The sequence below is a fragment of the Nocardia sp. NPDC049526 genome, assembly GCF_044465765.1.
GTDB lineage: Bacteria > Actinomycetota > Actinomycetes > Mycobacteriales > Mycobacteriaceae > Nocardia.
In genome coordinates, this window is sequence record NZ_JBITMA010000009.1 from 455,598 (window position 1) to 479,527 (window position 23,930).

The 23,930-nt window shown below is 63.3% G+C and carries 24 protein-coding genes; 17 read left to right on the forward strand and 7 right to left on the reverse strand.

Annotation, left to right across the window (positions count from 1 at the left end):
- Positions 1–267: 267 nt before the first annotated feature.
- The 3 genes from ACIBW7_RS28810 (at position 268) to ACIBW7_RS28820 (ending at position 4,571) form a co-directional block, all read left to right on the forward strand.
- Positions 268–1,239, forward strand: a complete 972-nt coding sequence (locus ACIBW7_RS28810) for a DUF5996 family protein (protein WP_397051575.1) — start codon at positions 268–270, stop codon at positions 1,237–1,239.
- Positions 1,240–1,574: 335 nt separating this feature from the next.
- Positions 1,575–2,972 (forward strand): nucleobase:cation symporter-2 family protein, encoded by a 1,398-nt coding sequence (locus ACIBW7_RS28815; protein ID WP_397051577.1) that lies wholly within the window; start codon positions 1,575–1,577, stop codon positions 2,970–2,972.
- A 795-nt stretch (positions 2,973–3,767) separates the two neighbouring features.
- Positions 3,768–4,571, forward strand: a complete 804-nt coding sequence (locus tag ACIBW7_RS28820) for an SAM-dependent methyltransferase (RefSeq protein ID WP_397051579.1) — start codon at positions 3,768–3,770, stop codon at positions 4,569–4,571.
- A gap of 496 nt (positions 4,572–5,067) precedes the next feature.
- Here the strand turns inward: ACIBW7_RS28820 and ACIBW7_RS28825 are convergent, their stop codons facing one another.
- On the reverse strand, positions 5,068–5,271 hold the full coding sequence (locus tag ACIBW7_RS28825; protein ID WP_397051581.1) for a hypothetical protein: 204 nt from the start codon (positions 5,269–5,271) through the stop codon (positions 5,068–5,070).
- A gap of 433 nt (positions 5,272–5,704) precedes the next feature.
- Between ACIBW7_RS28825 and ACIBW7_RS28830 the strand changes: the two genes are divergently transcribed.
- Positions 5,705–6,385: a class I SAM-dependent methyltransferase gene (locus ACIBW7_RS28830; protein WP_397051583.1), complete on the forward strand. Its 681-nt coding sequence runs from the start codon at positions 5,705–5,707 to the stop codon at positions 6,383–6,385.
- A 763-nt stretch (positions 6,386–7,148) separates the two neighbouring features.
- Positions 7,149–7,661, forward strand: coding sequence for a hypothetical protein (locus ACIBW7_RS28835; RefSeq protein ID WP_397051585.1), 513 nt, complete (start codon positions 7,149–7,151; stop codon positions 7,659–7,661).
- A gap of 148 nt (positions 7,662–7,809) precedes the next feature.
- On the opposite strand, the gene ACIBW7_RS28840 is transcribed toward ACIBW7_RS28835, so the two are convergent.
- Entirely contained in the window at positions 7,810–8,961 is a 1,152-nt protein-coding gene (locus tag ACIBW7_RS28840) for a helix-turn-helix transcriptional regulator (protein ID WP_397051587.1), read from the reverse strand.
- An 89-nt stretch (positions 8,962–9,050) separates the two neighbouring features.
- Between ACIBW7_RS28840 and ACIBW7_RS28845 the strand changes: the two genes are divergently transcribed.
- From ACIBW7_RS28845 to ACIBW7_RS28875, 7 genes are all read left to right on the forward strand, one after another.
- Entirely contained in the window at positions 9,051–9,467 is a 417-nt protein-coding gene (locus tag ACIBW7_RS28845; protein ID WP_397051589.1) for a VOC family protein, read from the forward strand.
- 2 nt (positions 9,468–9,469) lie between these two features.
- Positions 9,470–10,060, forward strand: coding sequence for a dihydrofolate reductase family protein (locus tag ACIBW7_RS28850; protein WP_397051591.1), 591 nt, complete (start codon positions 9,470–9,472; stop codon positions 10,058–10,060).
- Positions 10,061–10,837: 777 nt separating this feature from the next.
- Positions 10,838–11,350, forward strand: a complete 513-nt coding sequence (locus ACIBW7_RS28855; RefSeq protein WP_397051593.1) for a hypothetical protein — start codon at positions 10,838–10,840, stop codon at positions 11,348–11,350.
- A 1,243-nt stretch (positions 11,351–12,593) separates the two neighbouring features.
- Positions 12,594–12,929, forward strand: coding sequence for a WXG100 family type VII secretion target (locus ACIBW7_RS28860; RefSeq protein ID WP_397051595.1), 336 nt, complete (start codon positions 12,594–12,596; stop codon positions 12,927–12,929).
- On the forward strand, positions 12,926–13,231 hold the full coding sequence (locus ACIBW7_RS28865) for a WXG100 family type VII secretion target (RefSeq protein WP_397051597.1): 306 nt from the start codon (positions 12,926–12,928) through the stop codon (positions 13,229–13,231). The genes ACIBW7_RS28860 and ACIBW7_RS28865 overlap by 4 nt, the downstream gene beginning before the upstream one ends.
- Positions 13,228–14,517: a hypothetical protein gene (locus tag ACIBW7_RS28870; RefSeq protein ID WP_397051599.1), complete on the forward strand. Its 1,290-nt coding sequence runs from the start codon at positions 13,228–13,230 to the stop codon at positions 14,515–14,517. Before ACIBW7_RS28865 ends, ACIBW7_RS28870 begins: the two co-directional genes overlap by 4 nt.
- Positions 14,518–14,525: 8 nt before the next feature.
- Positions 14,526–14,987, forward strand: coding sequence for a hypothetical protein (locus ACIBW7_RS28875; RefSeq protein ID WP_397051601.1), 462 nt, complete (start codon positions 14,526–14,528; stop codon positions 14,985–14,987).
- 179 nt (positions 14,988–15,166) lie between these two features.
- Here ACIBW7_RS28875 and ACIBW7_RS28880 read toward each other — a convergent pair whose 3' ends face one another.
- The 3 genes from ACIBW7_RS28880 to ACIBW7_RS28890 all read right to left on the reverse strand — a co-directional run bounded on the left by ACIBW7_RS28880 (position 15,167) and on the right by ACIBW7_RS28890 (position 17,083).
- Positions 15,167–15,895 carry a hypothetical protein gene (locus ACIBW7_RS28880; RefSeq protein ID WP_397051603.1) on the reverse strand — a complete coding sequence of 243 codons (729 nt, stop codon included), beginning with the start codon at positions 15,893–15,895 and terminating at the stop codon, positions 15,167–15,169.
- A complete protein-coding gene (locus tag ACIBW7_RS28885) occupies positions 15,829–16,683 on the reverse strand; it encodes an ATP-binding protein (protein WP_397051605.1) in 855 nt (284 codons plus the stop codon). Before ACIBW7_RS28885 ends, ACIBW7_RS28880 begins: the two co-directional genes overlap by 67 nt.
- A 172-nt stretch (positions 16,684–16,855) precedes the next feature.
- A complete protein-coding gene (locus tag ACIBW7_RS28890; RefSeq protein WP_397051607.1) occupies positions 16,856–17,083 on the reverse strand; it encodes a helix-turn-helix domain-containing protein in 228 nt (75 codons plus the stop codon).
- Between the two features lie 196 nt (positions 17,084–17,279).
- Here ACIBW7_RS28890 and ACIBW7_RS28895 point away from each other — a divergent pair, with 196 nt between their 5' ends.
- Positions 17,280–17,669, forward strand: coding sequence for a helix-turn-helix domain-containing protein (locus ACIBW7_RS28895; RefSeq protein ID WP_387290413.1), 390 nt, complete (start codon positions 17,280–17,282; stop codon positions 17,667–17,669).
- A 566-nt stretch (positions 17,670–18,235) separates the two neighbouring features.
- Entirely contained in the window at positions 18,236–19,621 is a 1,386-nt protein-coding gene (locus ACIBW7_RS28900) for a DEAD/DEAH box helicase (RefSeq protein WP_397051610.1), read from the forward strand.
- Between the two features lie 597 nt (positions 19,622–20,218).
- Here the strand turns inward: ACIBW7_RS28900 and ACIBW7_RS28905 are convergent.
- Together ACIBW7_RS28905 and ACIBW7_RS28910 are read right to left on the reverse strand one after the other, a co-directional pair.
- A complete protein-coding gene (locus ACIBW7_RS28905; RefSeq protein WP_397051612.1) occupies positions 20,219–20,986 on the reverse strand; it encodes a tetratricopeptide repeat protein in 768 nt (255 codons plus the stop codon).
- A gap of 274 nt (positions 20,987–21,260) precedes the next feature.
- Complete coding sequence (locus ACIBW7_RS28910) at positions 21,261–22,157, reverse strand: alpha/beta fold hydrolase (protein ID WP_397051614.1); 897 nt, start codon at positions 22,155–22,157, stop codon at positions 21,261–21,263.
- A 57-nt stretch (positions 22,158–22,214) separates the two neighbouring features.
- Here ACIBW7_RS28910 and ACIBW7_RS28915 point away from each other — a divergent pair, with 57 nt between their 5' ends.
- The 3 genes from ACIBW7_RS28915 to ACIBW7_RS28925 all read left to right on the forward strand — a co-directional run bounded on the left by ACIBW7_RS28915 (position 22,215) and on the right by ACIBW7_RS28925 (position 23,819).
- A complete protein-coding gene (locus ACIBW7_RS28915; protein ID WP_397051616.1) occupies positions 22,215–22,682 on the forward strand; it encodes a MarR family winged helix-turn-helix transcriptional regulator in 468 nt (155 codons plus the stop codon).
- A gap of 223 nt (positions 22,683–22,905) precedes the next feature.
- Positions 22,906–23,469 (forward strand): tyrosine-type recombinase/integrase, encoded by a 564-nt coding sequence (locus tag ACIBW7_RS28920; protein WP_397051618.1) that lies wholly within the window; start codon positions 22,906–22,908, stop codon positions 23,467–23,469.
- A complete protein-coding gene (locus ACIBW7_RS28925; protein ID WP_397051620.1) occupies positions 23,463–23,819 on the forward strand; it encodes a tyrosine-type recombinase/integrase in 357 nt (118 codons plus the stop codon). Before ACIBW7_RS28920 ends, ACIBW7_RS28925 begins: the two co-directional genes overlap by 7 nt.
- Positions 23,820–23,930 lie beyond the last annotated feature (111 nt).

Below are 23,930 nucleotides of genomic sequence, written 5' to 3' on the forward strand. Positions count from 1 at the left end.
GATCGCCATGCTCGGCACCGGAAACCACCGGCGGGAGTGTTCCTTCGGTGCGCATCCGAAGCCGGCATCCGGCCCGCGCGGATGACAGGCTGTAGTGACTGCGCCGGTGCGCCTACTGGATGGCAGGGCGTGGTTTCGAGCAGAATCGAGCGGCGTCGTCGTTCTCGCCATCTCGTAACCGGACGCAACGAACTCTCACACACTGAATCCGGCCCGTTCCGCGGAATCCGCAACTGAATCGAATCCAGCGACGAAGGGAATACTGACATGTCGGAGCTGTCGGGAGCGAATTCCACCGCGACGTGGCCGCAGCTGCGCGTGGCGGACTGGACTGATACGCGTGAAACCCTGCACATGTGGACGCAGGTGGTGGGAAAGATCCGGCTCGCGCACGCACCATTGTTGAATCACTGGTGGCAGGTGACCCTGTATGTGAGCCCGCGCGGGCTGACGACCTCGGCAATCCCCTACTCCGACCACCTGTTCGATATCGAATTCGATTTCCTCGCGCACCGATTGGTCATCCGCGCCGACAACGGCGATACCCGCACCGTGGCACTCGCACCGAAATCGGTGGCGCAGTTCTACACCGAAACCATGCAAGCGCTCGACGAACTCGGGTTCGAGACCCGAATTCAAGGGCGCCCCAATGAAGTCGAGGTGTCGATTCCGTTCGCTGAGGACACCCAGCACGCCTCCTACGATCCGACCTCCGCGCAGGCGTTCTGGCGGCAGCTCGTACATGCCAACCGCCTGCTCAACGAATTTCGCTCCGGCTATACCGGCAAGACCAGTCCGGTTCATTTCTATTGGGGCGCAATGGATCTTGCCTACACACGCTTTTCGGGACGGACCGCTCCCGAACACGGCGGCGGCGCACCGCACTGCGCCGACTGGGTCATGGTGGAGGGATATTCACACGAACTCAGCAGCTGCGGATTCTGGCCCGGCGGTGGCGAGGAAGGCGCGTTCTACGCCTACTCCTATCCCGAACCGGACGGCTACAGCGAACGCCGGCTGCAGGTGCCCGGCGCGACCTACGACCCCAACCTGGGTGAATTCGTCCTACCCTACGAAACGGTGCGCACCGCGGACGATCCGAATGCCGTGGTCGCCGAGTTCCTCCACGAAACATACGCGGCCGCAGCCGAACTCGGCCACTGGGATCGCAGCACACTCGAATGCGATCCGCATCGGTGGGCTCAGCAGCGAGCCGCCGCACCCTGGTCCCTGCGCTGACCAGTTGATGTCGCCAGTCTGCCTGGCGCGCACGAATACACCACAACACTGGCCGGTGCCGCGCTCGCAACCGGACGTTGATTTTGGCCGACACCGACCACGCCGCCTCCGTCGCCGATTCGGACCACACCCGCCTAGGCACTGAACATGCTGCTGGCCGGGAACACACGCTACGTGAGGGCGACAGTAGGCACAGAGGCAACTAGCCGAACCAACAATGCGGTGTAGCGACGAGGGACCGAAGACTGGACATACCTACCGTAGCCACCCTCGAGTGATGCCTGTCACATTTCCCTGTAGCGGAACATCATTTCCGCTCTCGGAGAGGATGAGGTATGGGGATGTTGACTTGGCGTCGCGGCCGCGCGGACAGTGGACGACCGGAGGATGCAAGACACTCGCCGGGACAGTTGGCCGCCTACGGAGCCCAGCACATTCTGACGATGTACGGGGGCGTGATCGCGCCACCGCTCATCGTCGGCGGCGCGGCCGGGCTCTCCCCCGCCGACATCGGATTACTGGTGACGGCGGCCCTATTCGTATCGGGCCTCGCCACGCTGCTGCAAACCCTCGGGATCGGACCGTTCGGCAGCCGATTGCCCATCGTGCAGGGGGTTTCTTTCGCAGGCGTATCGACCATGGTGGCGATTGCCACCACCGGCGGGTTACGTCCGGTATTCGGCTCCATCATCGTCGCCGGGGTAATCGGCCTCGTGTTGTCATCGTTCTTCGCGCAACTGGTGCGATTGTTCCCCGCGGTGGTTACGGGCACGATCATCACCGTGATCGGCCTTTCACTGATGCCGGTCGCCTTCAACTGGACCATGGGCAACAATTCCGCCGCAGCCGACTACGGTTCCCTGGCCAACATCGGATTCGCCGGCCTGACGCTGCTGATCATCCTGGTGATCAGTCGCCTTTTCCAGGGCGCGCTGTCGCGGCTGTCGATTCTTATCGGGCTGGTGCTCGGTACTGTAATCGCGGCGTGCGCAGGCAAGGCCGATTTCTCCGACGTGGGCGACGCCCGCCTGGTCGCGCCGCCACAGCTGCTGCACTTCGGGTCCCCGACCTTCGAACTCGGTGCCATCGTCGCGATGACAATCGTGATCCTGGTGACCCTGATCGAAACCACGGCCGACATCCTCACAATCGGTGAAATCGTCGGGACCGATGTCAATGCCAGACGAGTGGCGGACGGGCTGCGAGCCGACATGCTGTCGACGACGGTTGCGCCGGTCTTCGGATCCTTCACCTGCAGCGCGTTCGCACAAAACGTCGGCCTGGTCGCACTGACCGGAATCAAAAGCCGGTTCGTAGTGGCAACCGGCGGCCTGATACTCCTGATGCTCGGCCTGCTCCCGGTGGTCGGCGCGATCGTCGCCGGAATTCCGTACCCGGTACTCGGCGGCGCCGGACTCGTGCTCTTCGGATCAGTTGCGGCGAGCGGGATTCGCACCCTGTCCCAGGTGGACTACCAGGACAACCTCAACATGATCATTGTCGCGGTCGGCATCGGCTTCGGCCTCATACCCGTTGCGGCACCGGAATTCTGGGATGCCCTCCCCGATAAAATCGCAGTGGTCCTGAACTCCGGAATCAGCGCGGCCGCAGTCGCCGCCGTCGTCCTCAACCTGGCCTTCAACGAATGGAAATTCGGCAAACGACCGGGTCCCTCCGTCCTCGCCGCGGCCGTCGACGAGCGCGACCGGCTCGACAATGATGTCAAGCCATAAGCACTCGATCCTCGATACGGTGACGCAATTGGCACTGTTCACTCGACATTCATCGTTCACCGTCGAACAGGCGATCGGGCCGAAAAATGGACCCAGGCAAGGAAACCCGTACACCTCGGACTCGGAGATTCGCGATTCACTCTGGCGCACAGCGAGTGTGGCGGCGGAAGCCAACCGACATATGGTGCAGAGCCTCCGATAGGACTTAGCCGCGCCGATGACCCGCGAAAGCGCACTCCGAGCAAGGGTTTCGCAGTCTACGGTTCACCGGCCGATTGGTTGCCGATTCCCTTGCGCCGCTGATCCGCTCAGTGGCGCACGGCTCCGTCTTGCCCGAAAGGCCTTGCGCCGCTGCGCACGCCGCGAGCGTCGACAAGTTGCTGATCGATACCGGCACCGGACGGCGCCCCAGCCCGCTGGAGGACCCTAGCTGCACCAGCGATGGAACGAGCGCCGCACCAACGCAACTCAGCCCTGACGATCACATACAACTTCGTCCGGCCAGCGCTGGCACAGTGCCCGGAGGGCTCGAAACTCAGTCCAGTGCTTGCCATCTCGGGTCCAGTAGTAGCGCTGACCGATAGCCAGATCCAAGGCGCCCAGTAGACTTGCGTCGCAAGCATGGAATCAGCCTTGTTCGCCGACCAACCGTCACCGCCGGCAAAGTGCGCGGCGCGCTCATACGCTGGCAGCGGGCCGCAAGGTGCACCCCCCCCAACAAGATTGAAACGAGAGGCCCGCATACCCCCCGGCTTGCTACCTTGATGTTGCCTCGATTACGAAAGGACTCCGACCGTGGAACCCGGCTCCCCTGTCGACCTGCGGCAGAATCAACCCCACACCGCCCGAATGTATGACTACTACCTCGGCGGCAAGGACCATTACAGCGCGGACGAGGCAGCGGCTGAACAGGTCGTGGGCATCTGGCCAGGAGTGCGGGCGGCCGCCCAGCAGAACAGGGCCTTCATACACCGCGTGACGCGGTTCCTTGCAAACGCGGGCATTCGTCAATTCCTCGATATCGGAACCGGTATCCCGACCGAGCCGAATCTGCATCAGGTGGCCCAACAGGTCGCACCTGACGCGCGAGTCGTCTACGTCGACAACGATCCGATCGTGCTCGTCCACGCCAGGGCATTGATGGTCAGCTCACCGGAGGGGCGTACCAACTACGTCTCCGCCGATGTCACGACACCCGAAAAGATCCTCAACGCCCCAGGATTGCGCGAGACACTGGACCTGACCCAACCGGTCGCGCTCAGTCTCAACGCACTGATGCATTTCATCCCCGACGAGCAGGATGCCTACGGAATCGTCGATACGCTGATGGACGAGCTCGTTCCTGGCTCGTATTTAGTGATGACACACGTCACGCCCGACTTCGATCCGACGGCAATAGCCAGCGTGGTCGACATCTACCGCCGCAGCGGCCTGCCATGCCAAGTTCGAAGCCGAGACGAATTCATGCGGTTCTTCGAGGGACTGGAGCTGGTCGATCCGGGTATAGAGGTGCCGCACCGCTGGCACCCGGACGGTGTCGCACCCCCGAAGAAAATGGACGCGCAAGTGTCCGCCTACGCGGGCGTCGCACGCAAGTAATACAACCCCCGCACAGGACACCGACCCGGGACGAGGCCCGAAAAGCGCTCAGTGACCTCGTATCCGGGGCACTCAGGCACGGCATTCCCTGACTCGGTTTCACTATCCGCTCCGCTGAGCAAGTGGGCGCATACCTGCACCGGTGTTCAAGCCGAACGGCGTTGGACACCGCCCGGGATGACGGGAAGGACCCTCCGGGACGACACACCGCCCTCAGACGTGGTCGACCAAGCCTCTGGCACCCTCGGACACGGCGCAGTGCGCGCAGCAGAAGAATCGACCATCTGACTCCACTCCGTGGCCGATGATCTTGCAGTCGCAATGCTCGCAGATAGGTGCCATGCGGTGGATCGCACATTCGAAGCAGTCGAAGACATGCCGCGTTCCCTGAGCCTCGACGACGATCGGCATAGCGTAATCGTTACCGCAAACCTCGCATGCGCTCATGGAACCGTAGGCTACTCCGCAGAACCGGCACCATGTCGCTACTTTCGGGTCATGTACGCATGACCGGCTCGACCTGCGCGGTGTAGGTCATCGCCCCGAGTTCGGCACCGATGTCCGGGCCGTCGACGCCCAGCCACAGCGCCCGCACATTCGATACGACCCGGTCGACGAATTCGTCGCAGATCGGGGCCTGCACACGTCGTCGGCGAACGCGACCACGGTCGACCAGGTCCCGTCCATGTGCTGACCCCATAGCGTCCGCATCTCGGTGTAGAGCTCGGTTTGCGCTGTTGTGGCGGGCGAGGCGTGGAACACCTGCGCCGACGCGATTGCCGCAGAATTGTATGCGGGGAGAATGCCGCTGGAGAATGCGAGGGCTGCCATCGTGATAGTCCGTGCGAGCGGGGCGAGTTCGGCATTCCAGTAGTTGATTTTCTAGTGGCGGGTGGCTTCGGAGAGTTTGTCGCGGGAGTTGACCTCGGTGGCGGTGATCAGTCCGGCGGTGCGGGCGTGACCGAAGGTCGAGGCGAATAGACCCGCGCCACCGACACCCACGGCGCTACGCCGCTGCGGCGGCGCCGTAGTCGCAACTGCGCGGCGAGACCGCCGCCTACTCCGTCCGCGTGGGCCCTCAGTTGAGGTAGCTGGAGATTCGCGATAACGCCTGCCGACGTATAGTCGAGTCTATGACCAGTGGCACCGCACCGGCGGCGGCCCGGCAGGGATCGGACCTGTGGGCGCGAGCATTCGCGGCACTGTACGACCCGCTCCTGTGGAGAGGCGAGCGGGCGGGCATGGGGGCGCGTCGACGCCAGTTGCTCGGCCGCGCAAGAGGACGGACTGTCGAGCTCGGCAGCGGTACCGGTCTCAACCTGCAGTACTACCCCGACGACCTCGATGAGTTGATCCTGACCGAACCCGAGGCCGCGATGCGTGCGCGGTTGGACCGGAGGCTGCGCGGCACCCAACGTCGGGCGAAGGTGCTCGACGCGTCGGCGGATCAGCTGCCGTTCGCGGAAGAATCCGTGGACACGGTCGTCTCCACGCTTGTCTTGTGCACTGTCGACAGCCCCGAAGCGGTGTTGCGCGAGATCAAGCGCGTGCTGCGCCCAGACGGCAGGCTGCTGTTCCTCGAACACGTCCGCTCACAGTCGCCGCGACTTGCCCATTGGCAAGACCGCCTCGAAGGCCCGTGGCGCCGGTTCGCGGAGGGTTGCCGCTGCAACCGTGCCACGCTCGAGCTGATCCGGGCATCCGTATTGGAGCTCGACGACGTCCAGGAAGCGACGTGGCGGGGAATGATGGTCCCCATTGTCCGACCGCTGATTATCGGCGTGGCGACCAAAACGGATGGCCGACGCTCTTAGCCCCCCCCCCGAATCCACCGGCATAATCTCCTGGATTCGATGCACCATGATGCGCATTGGTTCCCCCAGGACCATCGGTCCGACCCGCCGTCCTTGCGATGCCCGGAGGTGGTCACCACGGGATAGCAAACAATCAGCTCCCGATGCCCTGGTCGGGCAGGGTGTCGGGAGCAGTCGGGGCGCAGTCACACAGGCGTGCGCACAGGCCACGCAAGGATTCACAGATCTCGACCGGAAGGGCGGCCGGCCCAGCGCCCCGGCGCTAGGGTGGACTATGCGGTCATGGTGGAGCTGACCAGCTTTTTCGATCCGCGACGGACCCCACGCTTCGGAAGCCGAAGAAAGTGAGGAACGGGAATCATGGATGAGTCGACAACGATAATCGCGAAGACGATCGGGAATCCGTTGGGGGGACGGTACGACATTCCCGGGCCGTCAGGGCGTCCGGCCAAGGGAGAACGCGTTGCCATCTTCGCGTTCGAAGTGACGAGCGTCGACGGAGAAGCCGAAGCTATCCGGACGTACCACGTAGGTCCCGCTGATCTGGCCGAAGAAGGAACAAGCGCGCCCGCGCGCCCCGAGCCGCAGGGTCACGATGCAGTGGACGGGGTGCGGCGGCGGAACTGTCGTTCGACCACCAGCCAGTCTCGATATCGAGGCCGCGATGATGGATCTCGACCGCTCCGCCGAGGCGATGTTCAGTGCGAAGTTATGCCGGACGACACGCGGCTTGTCCGGATGTAGCGCGATCGAGGAGCATGTGATGAACCAGCGATTGTTCGATTTCATCGACGAGGCCCTGCGGCAATGCTTCGATTCCGGCGCCGGGCCGTATCCGTGGTTGTGCCGGGACGACGTCGAAAGGGTGCTGTCCGACGACGCCCGATGGCGTGTGATGCACGGTCGACTTGCGGCGATGGAATGGGGCAGTAGCGAATCCACCGGCAACGTCGCTGTTACCTCGGAGCGTTTGCTGATAACACCCGACGGTCTGCTCTATGCCGCCGGATTGAGCGCGCCGTTGCGGCGAAGGGCCACTAGCCGAGTACCGGCGGGAACAATGCGGCGGCGCCTGTATTACCTAGCGACGCCGCCCCAGTTGTTCGACTCGATCGTCGACCGGGTCGGTACCACGTCAATGCTGCCGGGAGCGGTGTCTGCGGTGGACAATCGGCTCGGCCACGACCTGCTGTTTCCTTGGCCCCTCGATGCGACGCTGCGCCGAATGCTCGACGCCCAGCCGGTTATGCGCATGGAACCCACCGGACGGCGGTAGACACACCGCGGAAATGGATTCTCGGCCGCGCGCTATCGACGCTTTATCCGGGCAAGAATCTGGGAGGACAAGGCCGCCGCGCTGGCGAGCGGCAGCTACACCAACACCGCAAGGGAAGTGCGAGAAACCTTGGGAAAGTCGCACATCCTCACAACCGGGCCGTTACCGAAACGCCGCGCAACTCGTCCGGAATTGTCGGCGGGGCTGTAAGTTGCATGGCGCGCTGATCGAAGAACAGGCGGGCGACGAGGTCGCCGCGGGAGCCGGTGCCGGTCTTCGAGAAGATCGATTTCAGATGGTCCTGGACGGTGTAGGTCGACATCCGGAGCTGGTTGGCGATCTGTCTGGTTGGCAGGCCTTGGGCGACACATTCGGTGACCCGGCGTTCCTGAGGGGTGAGGCCGTATACGTCGGCCAGCAGTGGTGCCATCTCCGCCGGGCGAGCTGCTTCGAGTAGGACCGCGACCGGTACCGCTGTGCCCGCGCCCAGTAGCGATGCCCGGACTGTCACCCAACGCCCTGCCTTGGTGCGCACGCGCGCTCTGGCTGGTCTGGTGCTCGCTTCGCACAAGTGCTCGTCCTCCCGGCCGTCGATGGCACGGGCCTGCCTGGCGACCGCACGGATCACCAGTGGGAGGGTTGTGCCTGTTCTTGTGCCGATGCCGAGTTCGTCGATCCATTTCTCGGCCACCTGATTGGCGAGGGCGACGCCGTCATAAGGATCCAGGACGAGCATTCCGGTGTCGTGGCGGTCGGCGAGGGCGTCGTCCAGTAGCAGCGACCGGCGTAGACCGTCCGAGATCAAACCGGTCAGCGATGTGACGAGCCGTACCTCGGAGGGTGAGAAGTGTGGGCGGTCCTTTTCGCGGAACACGGTGAGCGCGCCCCAAGTGCCGGTGCTGCTGGACAGGATGACTCGGAGTTCGTCGGAGTAACCCCCGGGGCGTCGGACCTCCCGGTGGCGCCGACTGAGGTCGAGCTCGCCCGCTGTGACGTCGCTGAGGCTCGCCGCGGTTCGGCCCGCGCGCGCCATGTCGACCCACTTGGTGTAGTCGGGTTCGCGTAACTCGATCTCGACGAGCCGGCTGATCGCGTCCGCAGGCATCCCGTTCTCGACGAACTCCGCGGTCGGCAGCATGGTGGCCGGGTCCATCGTCATCAGGCAGGAGCCCTCCGACGGCACCGCGCCATCCAGCGCATCGCTCACCGCGCGCCAGTAGTCCTCCACACCCAGACCGCGGTGGACCAGCCGCGAGATGGTGTTGCGGAGCCGGTCGTGCACGGGCTGGGAGGTGGCCATGCCTCAACCTAGCCGAACCCCCAGAAATGTGGGATAGCCGTAAGAATCCAGGTCGCAGCATGATCGACGCAGGCAAAGGAGGTACTGGGATGAGAACGTTGCACATCGGGTTGCGGGTGACCGATCTCGGGCGGTCGCTGGCGTTCTACACGGCCATCGGTTACGAGGTCGTCGGTAGTGTGCCCGAGACGCCGATCGGGCATCTGACCATGCTGAAGCTCCCTGACGACGAGTTCGTCACCATCGAGCTGGTGCACGACGGCGACCCGGTCGACCGGGGTACCGACGTCAGTCATGTTGTCGTGCAGGTCGAGTCGATGGCCGACGCGCTCGATGTGCTGGCCGGCCACGGGATCGAGCCGGTCGCCCCGGGGCACGACGGCGATGACGGCCTGAAGACGGCGTTCATCGCCGACCCGGACGGTCGCCGGATCGAACTCGTCCAGTGGCCCGCGGGCCACGCCGACGGCATGACCGCCGCCGACTGGCCGGAGAAAGGAAAATGAGGATGGACAGGACGCCGCTCCGCCTTTACATGTCCGTGTCGGTCGACGGGTACATCACCGGGCCGGACGACCGGCCGGGCCAGGAACTCGGCCGCAACGGCGGGCGACTGTTCGACTGGCTCGACGACCGGATGTCCGAAGGGGTCAACGGGCAGGTGTACGCCGAGGCCGCGTCCACCGGCGCCGTGATATCCGGACGCCGCACGTTCGAGCTGGCCAAGCGATGGAACGGCGACCACCACGACGGCGTGCCGATCCACGTGCTCACCCACACCATCGACCCGGCCGACGTGCCACCGGGCAGCGCGAAGTTCTACACCGACGTCGACCGGTGTGCCGACGAGGCCCGAGAAGCAGCAGGAGATCGAGCCGTGCTGGTCCACGGCGCGGGCGCGGCACGGGCTCTGCTGGCAGCAGGCCAGCTCGACGAACTCGAACTGCACCTCGTCCCCGTACTGCTGGGTGAGGGACGGCGCCTGTTCGAGCCGACGGCACAAGGCCACATCGAACTGGAACTCGTCCGTCGGCTCGAAGGCCGCGGCGCCACACATCTGCGTTACCGCGTAGTCCATCGAGACGGGCAACAGCCATGACAGCCGCATTGCTGACGAACTCCGCGTCACAAATCCCGCATGTGACAGGACCTCGTTGATAAGTACGGTGTGCGACACGGATTCTGCGCCCGCATTCGCAAACCACGCTGATCCCGTTGTTGCTGTTCGCGCGTCCAGGTCGTTCCGGCTCCCGATGTCGATACGCGATCATCGCCAGGTCAAGTTCATCGAGCTGACCGCGGTACGCGTGCTCGTCGGTGCCCTGACTTGGCGCGACTGTCGGCCACAGCGGCGCCGTAGCGAGAGAGCATCTGTCTACGGCTGACCAGCCAATTCGAGCGGATTCGACTACGTTCGATTTTATCGGTTTAGCTGCACGAATACTCCAAGAGGGCGAGAACCTGGGATGTGTTGACGTTCGATCGATTTCGGTCGTATTCGGATGAAAATAGAGAGTAAATGGTGACCACGGCGCGCGTCGCGAGCAAGGCTTCGGACTTGTCGCGAACTCGCTCGCCAGGCATCGGCAGCCTCGACAGCAACTGCGCTCGTGGATCGGTAGAACTTCCCGCGCGGACCGACAGGTTTCGCCGCCGATCCGCGGGTCCCGGCCTTGACCGGGGGCTGGGCTGCCTGGTCCATGCGTACCCCTCGTGATTCCGACGCTGGAGCACCAGGACCGAGTCGGACAACGCGTTTGGGTACGTTCGTGTCCGATATCATTCCATCCTGCAATGGTTTCCGTGATCCAGGCAGTATCCAAAGCGCGCTTGAGCAAAGGTCGGGCCGCAGGATCGACGGATGGGGAGGGGCGATGTGACCGCAGCATTACTGGTGGCGCTTGCTGGCATTTTCGGCGTAGCCATAGGCCGAATGTGGGACACCAGATCGGAGTCGGCGCGATGGCGAAGGGATCAAAAGACCGCCAGCTATCAGCGTGTTGCCGAGCAGTTCCAGGTGACGTACGAAGCGATCCGCGTTGTTGCGCTCGCCTCCTTGGACGATGATGCCTTCAAGGCGCTGGTGGAACATACGCGGATTGAAGGCTTTGCGTCGTGGGACAGTGCTGTCGCCGCGGTCTGGCTGCACGGATCTGCGGACGTGGTTCATGCCGTTACTCGGTTGGACGAGGCTGTCGGCGAGTTGTTTTACGCAGCCGTTGACCGACGAATCCATGCCCTGCCCGATTGGAATCGAGCACGACGACCGGCCCGCGAGGCGTTCGAGCAGTTCATCGAAGCAGCGCGGAAGGAACTCAACCTTCCACATGTGCCTGTCAAGATCTTCACCGATCCGCCGCCCCTCGGACAGGGCGGCCAACCGAACTGATGCTGGCTCTCCCCGTGGTGACGTGACCTTGGGCCGAACTTGGCTGCGGCCTGGCAAATTGCACGCTCGAATACTGCACATCCGCCACTCCGGGCGCCGTCGAGGTGACCGTGCTTGTGCCAGTCGGGGATCCGGCGGCAGCGGTGGTAAAGAGACAGGTGAGAGGCCGGGAGTCGGCTACTTGTACCATCAACTGGTGAAAACTGGAATGTGCTCTGTCGCAGGCGCTCTCGTCATCGCTGCAGTGTCCGTTGCGGCTCCCGCTGCCTCAGCCTTCCCCACCGCTCAGCCGGGGTTGGGGACGACCGAGAAGTGGTGATCGTCGACGGCCAACTGGAGCTCAGCAACCTGGACTCGTGCTGGGCTAGCGGCTTCCCGCGTGACATACGCTTCGAGAACCGTAGTAAGCGCAACTTCCTGGTGTACGCATCCAACGATTGCAGCGGCGAACCCACTGCGACCGTAGCTCCGGGTGGATCCGAGACGCATTACGGCTGGTCGGCCGTGGCGGCCAGGTAAGAAGCAGTCGAGCACGCAAGGAGCAAGCTCGGGACGAAACCGGTTTCGTCCCGAGCTTGCGTTTCGGTAAACCGCGCCGCTCAGTCTGCTATACCGCAACCGGCGCTGGTGGAGCGGACAAGTCGAGACCAGTCGGCCTGGTCGCGAATTCTTCGGTCCCGCTGCAGATTGCGGAGCGCACGCGAGACCATGTCCATCGCCACTCCCCTTCGGGGCTCAATGACAGCAGTTCAATGGTAGAACTTCTGCTTCTGGCACAACAAGATTCGACTCTGTGCAATCTTCGCTTACATACTTTTACCAGCATGTATAGCTCATGGCTATCTTCTGTCGAATCATGATGTGCCGCACCGGTTTCGGCCGGACTCGGCTGAAAATAAGGAGTAAATACGGAGTGCCGGACGGTCCTCGCGTGTGCAGGGCACCAGCGGCTTCGCTCCTTTGGGCAATGTGGACCTGAGGCCCGGTGGACTATGAGCCGACCGACACTTGATCTCGCGCCTCACAGCGTGCCGTACGTGCTGGTCGGCGGGCCCTGGCCGCGATCTGGCAGTCCGCGAGGTCTCACTCCGCGACCGATCCGAGGCGTTTCGCTCTCGAATTCGTTCCCATTCGTGGGCCCTGAAATCAAGTTGCGACCATGTCAGCGCGACGTGCATGCGAAGCGATCGGCACCGCCGACAGTTGTAGACGCCCGAGACACCGTGCCGTTATGGTCGTGTGCATGACGGATAGCGGGGGGCCTGTCGGAGCTGGCCAGAATCTGACAGTCGTGCCCGATGATGTGCAGGCGATCGGCCAGTATGTCTACAACATCGCCGATACTATGAGGCAGGCCCTCGATTCCGCTGCCCGTGAGGTCGAGACCCTGCTCGGTTCGGACTGGACCGGCGACGCGGCGGACGAGTTCTCCACGGGATGGACCGAAACCCGTGACGGCGGAACACAACTCATGCAAGCGTTGACTTCTCTTGCGGAGAAGCTGGGTGTCACCGCGGCCAATTACAAGAGCACCGATACCGGCAACGCGTCCGGTATCTCCAGCCTGGATCTGCCATGAGCTCTCAATTCAGCGTCGATCTCGATCAACTCGACCGGATCGTGTCGCGCCTGGGCGGTCTGGCCGGGTTCCTGCACGAGCACCTCGACGAACTCGACCACAAGGTCGCGGCCCTACACAGCGGCAGCTGGGAATCCGCCGCGGCCAGCGCTTATGCCAACGCACACAGCCAATGGCTCACCGCCGCACGAGAATTCGCCGAAGGCGTCGCCGCCGTGAGTGACGCGGCGCAGAAAGCGCACGGCCGCTACACCCGCGCCGTCGAGGTCAACCGCCGCATGCTGCAGTCGGGGCAGGCATGATCGTCGACTGGCAGACCTACTACGACGCCGCCAAGAAGTGCCACGATCTCGCCGACGATCTCCGCAAGGCCGACAAGCTGGTCCACGATGCGGTCAAAGGTGAATGCGTCGGGATGGCCGGTGACGCTCCTGGCTGCAAACAGTGGGGTGAGACCTACGATAAAGCCGCTCAGCAGACCATGCAGGCCTGCTCGAGCCTGGCCAACGCCCTCACCAACTACGGCGCCGTGCTGTACGCCAACGGCTACAACTACGCCATCGCCAATAAGAGCAATCCCGCCCCGCCTCGCGTCCACGCCCAGGAAGTCGGCGAGTACAAGGTCAGCATCCCGTCCTCGGTGGCCGACAACGGGATCGGCTTCGGCGACCACGGCGGCCTGAAGGAGTTTTTCGACAAACTCGTTGCCAAGGTCCTGTCCGTGTTCGGCAAGCTCCCGAACGGCGACACGTCCAAGCTCGATAAGGCGCACTCCACCTGGAACACCTTCGCTAATCACGACACCATCACCGGTGCCTCCGCCCGCATCTCGGCGATCTCGGCTCTGTTCGATGGCATGGACGACCCCACCAACCGCCAACTACTCCAGGACCACTTCGCGACCCTGAAAACCGGCGCCGACACCGTCGCTACCGCCTCCCAGAACATGGCCGCACCGGTCAAGGACTATCACGACGCGACCGTCGCCCTCGGCAACGACAACGCCAGCGCGATCAACGCACTGGAACTGTCCATCAGCCTGATCGCCATCACCGCCGGAGTCGCGTTCCTGTTCAGCCTCGGCTCCTCCGCCGTCGCCGCAGCCGCGGCCATCGACGCCGACATCGTCGTCACCATCAACGCGATCCAATCCTCCTACCGAGCCAGCCAAATGGTCCGAGTCATCGGCCTCGCCAGCCTCGCGGCGGGCGCCGTCGGCACTATCGACGCCTTCCATGCCCTCCCCGCCATCGACCTCGACAAAGCCATCGCCGGTCTCGCCGCCATCATCGGCATGACCTCGACCATCGACGACGACCACGCCGGTGATTCCGATGAGCCGGACTTCCGCCACAGCGAATACACTCAAGCCGAGATAGAAGAATTCATCAACGGCCATACCGGCGACGGGAATCCGACGATGGACAGACCAACTCCAGAGCAAGTTCATGACGCCCTGACGAAAGGCACACCAGAACCGATGGGTGACGGACGGACAGCGGAGCAGGCCGAGCAATTTGTATACAAGGGAATTAAGGTGGTTGTGAACTACGAAATGCCCTGGAAATCCACCGCCTGGAAACTGTGAGGAAAAGAATGTCGAACCTCGAGGATCGCGCACGAGTTCATTTTTCCGAAGATGAGATCGTCGATATCAAGAACCACCCGATCACACTGAAATCGGGCGAGGAACGCGATGCGATCCGCTTGGCAGACTCATGGGAGGCCCATGTCGAGAAGATCGATCGAGACAGAAGCTTACCCTGGTCGGACCGCACTGTCTGGAACGAATTCGATCTTAACGCTGCTTTTGCAATCCGGGATTACTTGGAAAGCGCGATAAATAATCTGCCCGCAAGACTCGGCGCTAAGATGACGAGTTACGTCTCCGAAGCAGATAATAGATTCATGTCTATCACTATCGAAGATTCAGGGAAGCGCATGGCAGCGGTCGCGAACATTGACATAACCGGACGTGAATGGTGGTGGTTCCGTGTACCCGACTCTGGGCCGATCGTTGAAGACCTGGCTCGCTGGAGCCGATTCGAGAACAAATAGCGTGCGATGTCAGGTCGCGCCAACGAACGAAGAACGGCCCGGAACAACGCGTTTCGGGCCGTTTCCCCTACATCGTGGTCATGAGACCTCAACCGGGATCATCCTCCTGCTCCCTGGGCCTCCCTCTGCATTTCGACAACCTTAGACATGCAGGGATCGCAAATACCCGCGTGCCAAGGTCAGGGAGTGCCGAGATCCTGAACCGTCTGTTTATATTCCTTCGGAAGCGTCAGTCGGTCGAGCCACTCATCCGCAAAGGCTGCGGCTGCATCGCAAGCCCATCGAGCGCACCCCGCACCTAAACACCTGTTCGGAAACCACGGCACACCGATCGGCTGCTGGTTCTCCGCGAACTTTGGCTTGAGTCGCCTCTGAATGTCGCTAGCTTGGTTCTGCTTCGCACCAACCTTCTGCCAACCCACCTTAAAATGGACGAGCTCGTTCCGAAGAAAAACCAAGTCAGATGCCGCGCTGTAAATACGATCATCTTTGGCGAACTGACTAGTGCCAGCCAGCGAAAGGGACCGTTGATATTTGTCGAAAAGTTGGATTCGTGGCTGAGTCTTCTTAATTTCTGTTTCAATCCACACGGCCCCCAGATCCGCGATTACCTCAGAAGTGAAGATTTTCATGCGCCCATTCGTGGACATGTACGGATCCGCGGCGTCGCTAAATAAATCATTCACGAGAGATTCCAGGAATGAAACCGAAAACTTCACTGCTGCCATGGCATACGAGCGATGCGGAAGATCTGCCCTTCTGCGTCCCTCCTGAGTGATCTCAACCTCGCGCTCCTTACATAATCGAGCAAAGTGGAGCGCAGCCCAAAGATGCTGAGCAGTCAACGGCTCGCGGGCCTGGACGTTTGCGACTTCTGTGAAAGCGATCGCCTCGGCGGCCGATACCATGACCGCTCCGTCCCCATGGCCGCGCGCAGCTGGTCCATGGATTCCACGTCGAGGATCCGTTGCCGGAACTCAGCGACAGTGGGAACGTCTTCGCCGCCGTCGAGCCAATCAGCGATCTGGTTGGCCAGCTCCGCGCCGGGTGTGGGAATCACCTGGTTAGTCAGAAACGGCAGGCGGGTCTTGGAGATGTGCAGATTGTTGCGCAGGTCGAGGTCGGCGACGATGTCGAACTCGAACTCGAGGCCTTCCCGCTGCACCGGGCGAGTGCCGACCTTCCGTGGCACCGAACGGCCTCTGCCGTCCTCGTCGACGACGTATTCAGTCTTCGTGCGCATAGTGACGATCAGATGCCCCGGGAAGGTCAACATGGCGTCGACCATCCGGCGCTCGTCGGGGTTGGCTTCCTTCCACCCCGAAAAGCTGTTGCTACCAGATTTGCGGCGGTCGACCTGCTCGAGCATCCCGTCCTGGCCCATCCAGTAGTGCGACCAGGAATCGATGATCAAGCTGGTGAAGCCGTGACCGGCCGCTACGCCGAGGATTTCAACGAGACTGGCCGGTGAGAATCGCTCCGGTTCGACGGTCTGCCACTGCCAGCCGTTGAGGCCCTGATACTTGCTGGCGCTGCCGTGTTCGGTGTCGACCATGCCGACTATTCCGCCCTCGCGCTGGGCCCATTCCCAGGCCAGCGCGAGGGCGGTGTAGGTCTTGCCCGACCCGGACGGTCCGGCTAACGCCATGCGCGCCTTGCTCTTTCGCCGGACTGCGGGCTTGAACTCGAACGCCATCACCACCACCCGATCGATGGATAGACGGCGAGCCCGGCCACCAAGACATCGGTGGCCGGGTTAAACTGATACTGCATAACTACTCCCGTAGATGTGCACCGACCCGGCGGAGTGCTAGCCCGCCGGGTCAACCTTTTTCTCCCGTAGATCAAACTGTGCTCGACCCTTGCGGTTATCCCTTCTCCTCGATCCGGAACATGTGCTCGGCCGGGACATCCAGTGCCGCAGCGAGTTTCGCCGCCAGCTCCTGGCTACACGAACTCCGCGCCCCCGACCGCAACAACCCGACGATGCTTTTGCCGCACCCGGCGCGCTCGGCCAGAACCCGCACCGGCACACCCTGGGCTTGCATCGCCTCACGTAATGCTGTCCGGGACTTCAACCTCGCCCGATAGACCATCCTGGCCTCCCTCCAGTGTCCTCCTACCCCTGAGCAAACAGTAACAACAGAACCTAATGATATCTACTCAAACCCACATCTATGAGATACATCGGACCAGCTAGATATGCCCGATAGTTTGAAATAACTGCACACATACCCTCGGTTCCTCACCAATACCCATATCGGTGTCGACACATGCCCTACGCTTGTGGACATGCCACGCAAGCGCGCCGTACCCGAGCCCTGGGCCTCCGCCATGGCCGCAGCGGGTATTACCAGCCGAAACGAACTCGCCGACACCGCCGGTGTACACCCGACCACCGTCAGCCGGTTGATCGACAACCCTGAGCACCCGTCCTCGATCGACACCATCCGCGCCGTCGCCCAAGCTTTGAAGCTCGACGTGCGCGATGTCGCGCACTGGTCCGGTATCGCGCTCGAGCTCGACGAGCCGTACCTGCCTCCACCGGAGGCAGCGCTCCTCGGTCGAGAGCAACGCAAGCTCGTCACAGATCTCATCCGCGCGCTCGCGGCGACGAACCGACATCTACGGCCGCCCTTGAAGATTCAGACCACCGGAGTTGTCGTCCTCTCCGGCGACTAGCTTGTTCACGAGTGGCCACCGATGCGTGGTTCGGATCGCGATGAACAGATGGAACCGAACGTGCGTGGTCCGCGTCTAACCTACTGAGACCAAGAGGATGGGATGGTCCTCGTCGGACGGCCAAGTACCAGAAGTCCAGGAACCATCCCACAACGGGTCTCGCTCTCGGTCTACCAAACTGAGCAATGTCGCACTGGTAACCGCGATAGCGCGGGGGCCAGTTGCAGATCATGCGCCGAAGTCTGACCTCGGACTCTGTTCCCTTACCGCCGGCCAATACGGTCCCGGCCTAGAAACACGAGCCTGGCGGCCTGGCTAGAGGCGAGAAACCTCACCCGATGAGTACGAACCGCCCATCACAGGCTATTGTTGATCAAGTGCGTGACATGTCACGCCAAGCGTCGTAGATCGCATTCGCTTCGCAACCAGCGCTTGCCGCATCCGCTCTTCTTACGGCGATCGATTTTGCCCATTGGCAATCTCGCCATTTCGTGCCCCGGCGCGGACCCGGAAGGTCCACGGACGGCTCGGGCACCACCTGATGTCCGAAAGGCACCGCAACACCTATGAGTTCTGCTGACCTCTCTTTTGCCGCGCTCGGCGTGAGCGCACCGCTGGTGAAGGCGTTGACTCGCGCCGGGATCACCGAACCTTTTCCGATCCAGACCGACACCCTGCCCGATTCGCTGGCCGGACGCGACGTGCTCGGCCGTGGCCGGACCGGCAGCGGCAAGACGCTCGCCTTCGCCCTCCCGATGGTCAACCGTCTCGGCGGTGGTCTCGCCGGTAGGCGCGTACCGAGCCGCCCGACCGGCCTGGTACTGGCGCCGACTCGGGAATTGGCCACCCAGATCACGGCCGCGCTGGAACCCCTCGCCGCGGCCTATCGCATGACCGTCACCACGATTTTCGGTGGAGTCCCGCAGAACCGGCAGGTCCGGGCGCTGCGCGCCGGTGTCGACATTGTCGTCGCCTGCCCCGGCCGTCTCGAGGATCTGATGAACCAACGTCTGATCTCCCTGGATGCCGTCGAGGTCACCGTGATCGACGAGGCCGACCACATGGCCGACCTCGGGTTCCTGCCAGGCGTGACCCGCATTCTCGCGGCCACCCCGAATGACGGTCAGCGCCTGCTGTTCTCGGCCACCCTGGATAACGGCGTCAACAAGCTGGTCAGCCGCTTCCTGCCGGATGCCAAGCTGCATTCCGTCGATGAGGCGAACTCCCCGGTCGCCGCCATGACCCATCACGTTTTCGAAACCGCGAGCGTCGAAGCCAAGCGCGAGGTCGTACACCGGCTCGCCTCCGGCTCGGGTCGGCGAATCCTGTTCATGCGCACCAAACATCAGGCTCGCAAACTTGCCAAGCAGCTGACCCTCGCCGGAATTCCGGCCGTCGATCTGCACGGCAACCTCTCGCAGGGCGCCCGCGACCGCAACCTCGCGGTCTTCGCCGCCGGTGATGCCCTGGTGCTGGTGGCGACCGATGTGGCCGCGCGCGGCGTGCACGTCGACGGTGTCGAGCTGGTCGTGCACGTGGATCCGCCCGCCGAACACAAGGCGTACCTGCACCGTTCGGGCCGTACCGCGCGGGCTGGCAACTCCGGTGAAGTGATCACCCTGGTGCTGCCCGGCGAACGACGCGACCTGGCCGCCCTCATGCGCAAGGCCAAGATCACTGTGACTCCGCAACGGGTCACCGCCGATTCGCCCGTGGTGGCCGAGCTCGTCGGCACGATTGCCCCATTCGTCGCGCCCTCCTACAGCGAGCGGGCGGCACGTGAAGACGACCGCAGCAGCAGCAGCAGCAGCGGACCGTACCGTAGCAGTGGCGCAACGCGCAGGGGCAGTGGCCGACCGCGCCAAGGCAGCGGCCGTCGCAACCCCAGCGCGGCGCACGGTCAGTCACGCACCAAACCGCGCGCTCACTCCACGCGCGGAACCGCCGCATAACGCCCCGTTTCCGGTCCTCCCCCAGACAAACCCACGCCGAGATCGCAGGGGTCGCTCAGCATCGCCGACGAACTACCAGGCATCGAATGCTGGTGAACATGGCTGACGACGCCGGTACCGACGGGCAACCCATCAAGTGCGAGACAGTCACACCTGATGGGTTGCCGTGCGATCGCGTAGCCGGAAAATCTGCAGGCGTGGCCAAGAGGAACACGCCGGGACACGACACTTGGACCTTTCCGATCCAACCCGGCCACCACCCCCGCGCCCGGCCCCGCGGCTTCGACCGCGCGAACGGCCACCGATCCTCCCACACAGCGAATCCAACTCCGCCGCAACAACATCCAACACCGCCCCCAGCACACTACCGAACCGGGTGCCGTTGCAGTACTAGCCCCGAGAGAACGCACGGCCATGCCGTTGAGCGGTCGGTGAGAGGTTTCTAAACTATTGTCCAGCAACGGAACTCGACTGTGGCCGGACGCGCCCACATGCCGATTCCGGGTCTTCGCATGCGCCAACGACGAACACTCCGGACGTGCACGTAGTGCGGAAAGTCGCGACGTGCCGCACCCCCCGTGCAAGTTCGAGATGCCGTCACTCCTGTGTCGACGAGGGCGGTCGGCGCGGTCCTGCTTCGGACAAGGCGGCAGCCTCGTCGGGTCGGCCCGCCGACCGGTACACGCGAACCAGGTCGTCGCGGGCGCGCAGTGCGAAGGGATCCTTGTGCCCGACAAGCTGTTCCCGGTAAGCCAGGATCTCTTCATACAACGGGATCGCCTCATCCCAGCGACCCGCAGCCTCATAGACGGCAGCGAGATTGCAGCGATCTTCGTAGGTGTCGGCGCCGCTTCTGTCGACGTAGGTCAAGTTCCGTTCGAACAACGCGACGGCCTCGGCATATCGGCACGCCCGGTAGCACGCCACACCGAGCACGCGGCGAGCGCCAACGACGGAATACACCTGGGGTCCGAACATTTTCTCGCGATACGCGAGAAGTTGTTCGAAGTGCGGAATGGCTTCGTCCCATCGACTCAGCGACATATACGTGCCGCCGAGTCGATTGTGTACGACGTTGGTGTCGTGGTGATCGTGACCGAGGACCCGCTCCCGGTACGCCAGAAGCTGCTTCAAAAGCGGAACTTCGTCCTCCCCACGCCCTGCCCGATGATAAGCGTCGGCGAGACGATCGCGCGTCTCGTTGGTGTCCGGGTGGTCGTGACCGAGGCTTTGCTCCTGCAGTGGCAGAAGTTCCTCCATCAGCGAGACGAGATCGGCCTCACCAGAAGTGGCCGCGGTCCCGCTCGCCGTGCCCTTCAAGCGCCGACTCAGAGCCGCCGCTGCCCGTTTGATCGGTTCCAACACGCTGTCCCCCTCCTGGTCCAACTGGCGAGCGGGAACCCCACCGCTCCAGTCAGAAAATCTATCTCACTCGAAGTCACGACACCCACGAAGACAACGGGTCGATGCTTCTCCGACGATCGGTGCGGCAGGCCCACGGAACCGATGCGGCAGCAGCCTCACTCATTAAAGGAAAGCGGTACGAGCTCACGAAGCGACACCGATGCTGCCATCCGGAACACGCGGAAATGCCGATGTGCGTGCGAGATCGGGGCGGCGGCCAGACACGGCTATTTGCCTATGCAGTGTGATCCGGCGTCCCCTTCGAAGCGGTTTGCTCGGTAGATGTTGCCGGTGGCGCTCCGCGAGAGGTGGAGGTGATGGTGTCGAGGAAGTCCTCTACGAGCCGGTTGTAGGTCGCCGGCTGTTCCATATTCGGGTAGTGGCCCGCGTCATCGATCATCTCGCGACGGCCGTTGGGGACCGCGTCGAGCAGACGATCCACCGTCGCTATCAGGTCGGGTGAGTCGTATACGCCGTCGACGGCCAGCACCGGGCACCGAATAGTCCGTGCGCCGATCACGACATCCGCAACCGGGATGCTGTAATCCGGTTCCGGGACAGTATGTTTGGCCAGGGTGCGTGCCGCCATTCGTCGGAGCTTCGCGAGTACGCCCGGATCAACCTCGTCCAGCGCACGATCTGGACCGGCGGCCCAGAGCGCGAAAGCATCCATCCACGCGGCGACATCCCGCCGTGCCAGCGCGCCCGCCTGGGCCGTGGCGACCTCCCGGGACCATCGGTCCCGATACTCGGGTTCTCCGATACCGCGCCCGCTGACGACGAGCCCATCGACCAGCTCCGGATACTCGACCGCGGCGTCGATCGCGATCATCGCCCCCATCGAGACCCCTACCAGCACAGCGGATTTCACGTCGAGATGACACAATAGCGCGGCTAGATCGTCGACCTGACGGAATGGCTTGGCCGCATTGGCGGATGCACCATGTCCACGGGCGTCCGGAGCGATCACCCGGCAGCGGTGACGGAGCGCCGACAGCTGCGGATCAAACATGGTGGAGTCCGTGAAGCTCGCGTGCAGCAACACCACCGGGGTGCCGTCTCCGCCGGAGTCGCGATACGTCAAAGTGCCGTCGGCGGAGTCGAATCCGAGCACATCAGTAGCGGTGAACATGACAACCAAGGTGTCATAAACATCGCAGTGTGACAACTGAGGTGTCATAATTGCGGTGTGGCCGATTCCCTGACACCCGACGAACTCGCCCGACGGCTGAGGGAGGTCTTCGCGCAGATCGGCATCCTTTACCGGCACGTCTATCGCAGGATCGAGCAGGAGGCACTGCCGCAGGGTCTGTCGGTCGGCGTCCGCGCCGTCTGCGAATTACTCGACGTGAGTGGACCCGCGACCGTTCCGCAGATGGGACGAACTTTGGCGTTGAGCCGCCAATTCGTGCAGCGCATGGTCAACGATGCGCACGCGGCGCAACTGGTCGAGACTCGCGACAACCCGCGGCATCAACGCTCACCCCTGATCGCTCTGACCCCGGAAGGGCGGGCGGTGATCGCCGCGACCATCGCCCGCGAGCACGCCGTGCTCCGCGATGTCGGCGGCGACCTCACCGCCGCCGACATCGATAACTGCCTGCGCGTCCTGCATCACCTGGGCCGCCCCTTCGTCGAGGGCGACCTCGACGAGTAGGGGCCGCTGCCGGCGGCCACAGCGGGTGGGCCGCGCCTTTGCGACTCGACTGCGCTTGTGGCGTTCTTCGTCGCCGGAGGCGTCGACGTCCGTTCTTACCGCTGACCACACGGCGTCGGTGACGTATTTTGCACCCAAACGAACGTCCTGTTCTGCCGCGACCCGCGCGATAGCAGGGCGCCGACGCTAGCCAGCGCTCGCTCGAGGGTGCGCATCGTTGTGCATGAGTACTTCAGCAGACATCGATGTCGCCTTCGCTCGCGATGACCTCGTGTTGCGGCTGGCCTCAGCCGCGTACCTCGCCAGGTTCTCCGGAACCTCCCGCGTCCACTGCAGCTCGGACCTGCGCCTGTACCTTGGCTGGTGCATCGACCGCCAGACCAGCCCGCTGGCCATGAATCGGGCCGAGGTCGAACGCTATGTCGGGTGGATGCGCGAAGTCCGCCGGTTCAAGCCCGCCACCGTCGCGCGCCGCATGGCAGTCGTGACCGGCTTCTACCGCACCTGCGTCATCGACGGCGTTCTCGAACACTCCCCGGCCGAATATGTTCGCCGGCCACGCGTTTCGAACGAGTCACCCACGCTAGGGCTTTCGCATCTGCAGTTCGAGGCGCTGCTGTCGGCGGCACGGGACTCGGCCAACCGGTTCGATTTCGCGCTCGTGGTGATGCTCGGAATGCTCGGGTTACGGATCTTTGAAGCCTGTAGCACCGACATCGCCGATGTCGGTGAAGAACACGGCCACCGAGTGCTGCGGGTGGTAGGCAAGGTTCCAAGATCGTGTTGATCCCGCTGCCGCCCGCGGTCGGACGCGGCATCGACCGTGCGATCGCCGCCCGCGACCTCGGGCCGATCCTGCTCAACACTCGTGGCCGGCGGATGGATCGCCACTGCGCCACGCGGCGCCTTCGTGCGCTGGCCAAGGTGTCGGTGGTCCGGCTTCCACATATGCATCCGCACATGCTGCGCCACACCTTCGTCACCACAATGCTCGACGCCGGTGTCGACCTACGCGATGTGCAGATCGCCGCCCGTCATGCCGACCCACGCCCGACGATGCGGTATTACCGCGCACGCTCCAACCTGGATCGGCACGCCAACTACGTCCTTGCCGCCTATATGGCCTCTGGGACATGACAACTCAACGCACCCACATGCCGATGAGCGTGCCTCTCACCAGGTTGGCGCGACCACGATGAGTTTCCGACTCCCGCTTCGTCCTAACCCATATCGCCGACCGGATGTGAA